General features: G+C 40.5%; 4 protein-coding genes. 1 reads left to right on the top strand and 3 read right to left on the bottom strand.

Translation table 11 applies throughout. The annotated features are described in order from the left end of the window. A partial coding sequence (locus ACKPQ4_RS04455) for a phosphoribosylaminoimidazolesuccinocarboxamide synthase (protein ID WP_407680004.1) occupies positions 1 to 845 on the top strand: 845 nt, incomplete at its 5' end. A 34-nt stretch (positions 846 to 879) separates the two neighbouring features. Here ACKPQ4_RS04455 and ACKPQ4_RS04450 read toward each other — a convergent pair. From ACKPQ4_RS04450 to ACKPQ4_RS04440, 3 genes are read right to left on the bottom strand one after another with little or no spacing between them, the layout of a single operon-like run. Further along, complete coding sequence (locus tag ACKPQ4_RS04450) at positions 880 to 1,485, bottom strand: lysophospholipid acyltransferase family protein (RefSeq protein ID WP_407680003.1); 606 nt, start codon at positions 1,483 to 1,485, stop codon at positions 880 to 882. Beyond that, on the bottom strand, positions 1,482 to 2,144 hold the full coding sequence (cmk, locus tag ACKPQ4_RS04445; RefSeq protein ID WP_407680002.1) for a (d)CMP kinase: 663 nt from the start codon (positions 2,142 to 2,144) through the stop codon (positions 1,482 to 1,484). The genes ACKPQ4_RS04450 and cmk overlap by 4 nt, the downstream gene beginning before the upstream one ends. Then, complete coding sequence (locus ACKPQ4_RS04440; protein WP_407680001.1) at positions 2,131 to 3,102, bottom strand: 3-phosphoshikimate 1-carboxyvinyltransferase; 972 nt, start codon at positions 3,100 to 3,102, stop codon at positions 2,131 to 2,133. Before ACKPQ4_RS04440 ends, cmk begins: the two co-directional genes overlap by 14 nt. Position 3,103 lies beyond the last annotated feature (1 nt).

Genomic DNA, 3,103 nt, shown 5'->3' with positions numbered 1-3,103 from the left:
AATACGCCCTGATCACCACAGACAGGCAATCGGCATTTGACCGGGTTTTGGCAGCCATCCCGTTTAAAGGACAAGTACTTAACCAAACCGGTGCCTGGTGGTTTGAACAGACGATGGATATTATGCCCAATCATGTGCTAGGTATTCCAGACCCCAATGTTACTCTGGCCAAAAAGTGTAAACCGTTCCCCGTTGAATTTGTGGTGCGTGGATATATGACCGGTAGTTCGAGCACCTCCATTTGGACGCAATACAACTCGGGTGTCAGGCAATACTGCGGTATCTCCTTCCCCGAGGGAATGCATAAGAACGAAAAATTTCGCCAACCCATTCTTACTCCCACCACCAAGGAAGAAGCTCATGACCGCCCAATTTCTCCTCTAGACATTGTCAAAGAAGGTTGGATGACTCAGGAGCACTGGGACTACGCGTCTGAACACGCCTTAATGCTTTTTGCCCGCGGTCAAAAACTTGCCCGGCAAAACGGACTTATTCTGGTAGATACAAAATATGAAATGGGTCTTTCAGAAAACGGCGAAATTCTCCTCATTGATGAGATTCACACCCCGGACTCTTCAAGGTATTGGCTTGAACCAAGCTACGAGACCCGATTGGAGAAGAACCTGGAACCCGAAAATGTGGACAAGGAATTCCTCAGGCTTTGGTTTCGCGAAAACTGCGACCCCTATAAGGACAAAACCCTGCCTAAAGCCCCCGATAATCTGGTGGTTGAGTTATCTGCCAGATACATTCATCTGTTCGAGACAATAACCGGTCAAACATTCAAATTCCCAGATCCAACTCAGGGAATCATGGATAGAATTGTTAATTCACTTAACCCTTAGCTTGCCAAAACTCCCCAGCTCAGGAAACAGGTTGCTAAATTCGGTTAATCTCAGCGAGTACCTTGTTGGCTATTATTTCGTACCGGTTTGTATCAGATTTCCCGGGGTCTAATGTATCGATTTTTAAAAGAGTACCATATTCCACAACAAGTTTGCGGCCAATTCGAGGAAAGAGCATTCCTTTACCAAGTACTTTGTTACCTCCCGTAACCCTAGCCGGCAATACATCCACTTGAGATTTGGCAAGTAACAAACCAATACCTTTCTTGCCTTCGCCTAAATTACCATCCGCGGAACGGGTACCCTCAGGAAAAAGTAACAAGGGATCACCACCTTTTAAAACTTTTAAAACACGTTTTAAGGTAGCTATGTCTAATTGAGAACGATTTACGGGAATAGAGTTGAGATTACGTATAAGAAGACCAAGTGGCCAAAAAAACAATGAATCCCTGGCAAAGTAATGAAGGTTACGGGGGAGTCTACAACCAAGGGCAGGGGGATCAAAATAACTTGAATGATTAGAAGCCAAAATAAAAGAACCAGATTGTGGAACATTTTTGATGCCGTGAACTTCCAGACGATGAAAAGCCTTGAAATAAAACCAGCTTACGTACTGGGCAAATCGATAAAAAATTTTCAAGACAAGGAAGATATGTGTTTAGATATTAATGAGACGACCTCATTAACTGATAGAATTCCCGTATTTATAGATATTGCACCATTTGGACACATGAGAGGCGCTACCTTACGGGTGCTATCTATATTATCACGTTTAGATATGGAATCATGTTCACCATCAGATAAGCGTCGGCCTTGCCTCACATCAATTTCAGCGTGTAGAAAAACCTTAAGGTTTGCATCAGGTAAAACAACACTACCAATATCACGCCCGTCCATAATTATTCCAGAAAAACCAAGATCAAAGCCATATTTCACTAATCCACGTTGATATTTTAACAAAAGTGAACGAACTTCAGGAATACGGGCGTAATATGAAACTTCTTTATTCATACGCTCATTGCGAAGTTCATTCTTGGAATAATAAATTCCGTCCACGAAAAGTTTGACCGAAAATTCTTCTAATTGAGAAGTGAGATCAACATTGTCATAGAGTAAATACTGGGGAACCAAATCAGGAAGTATATTTTTATTTAAGAAAAATAAAGAAAGTGCTCGGTAGTGTAAACCTGTGTCCACATGAATATATTTATATTTTTGGCAAATGGCCTGCGCAGTGGTTGATTTACCAGACCCAGCAGCACCGTCCAAAGAAATAGAAATATAATTATATTTTTGCATTAGAATCGATTAGGGCAGTGTTTAAGCGGTCGAAAAAGCCAGGGAAAGTTTTCGCACAGCATCCAGGATCTTTTATTGTTAACCATGGTTGACCATCGCCGAATAAATCAAAAGATCCCAATATAGCAAAACTCATCGCAAACCTATGATCCTTGTAGGTACAAATCTCTACACCATTTTTGGCGACTGAACGTAATTTATTTAAATCTGGCTTAATGATAAGACGGTCAGATTTTTCAGTCACATCTTGCCCTAGTTTGGCTAATTCTCGAGCCATCGCAGATACACGATCAGTTTCCTGTTTTCGGGTATGCTCAATTCCATAAATTTCCAATTTATCATTCAAAAGTGGACTAATTGCCGCCAAAGAGAGAAAAGTGTCGGAAATATCAACAAAATCAAAAGATCCACCTGTTAATGAAGAAAGATTGGTGCTTTTGACTCCCTCATCATCGAAAACTATACAAGCTCCAAGATTGTTGAGGACATTATAGTAGCCAATATCACCCTGAAGCATCTCCTCTTTCATTCCCAACACCTTGCAATTACCACCAACTACATGGGGCAAGGTTAGGAAATAACTAGCTGCTGTGGCATCGGGCTCTATTTGATAGATAAAATCATTTTTTTTATATTCGCAAACTGGCACTTCGGCGAAATTCCCAGTAAGAGTATAATTAAATGTATTTTTATCAATAAATGATCGCATCATTTTAAGGGTCATATCAATAAATGGCATAGAAACAGTTCCCCCAGTGAAGTTTACCGTGCAATCGTTATTGAGTACCGGGCATTGCATAAGTAATCCAGAAATATTTTGCCCACTTTTTCGAGCGTCTATCTCGATTTTATTATTACTCAAACCACTTGTATAAAGCGTGAAAGGAAAGTGACCCAAGTTTTCATGATATTCGATCTTACAACCCAAACTTTCTAAACAATTTAATAACTCAAGCATT

This window comes from Candidatus Chordibacter forsetii (assembly GCF_964187505.1).
GTDB lineage: Bacteria > Verrucomicrobiota > Verrucomicrobiia > Opitutales > Seribacteraceae > Chordibacter > Chordibacter forsetii.
The sequence above is the reverse complement of the archived record's forward strand: the minus strand, read 5'-3'. Positions and strand labels throughout refer to the sequence as shown.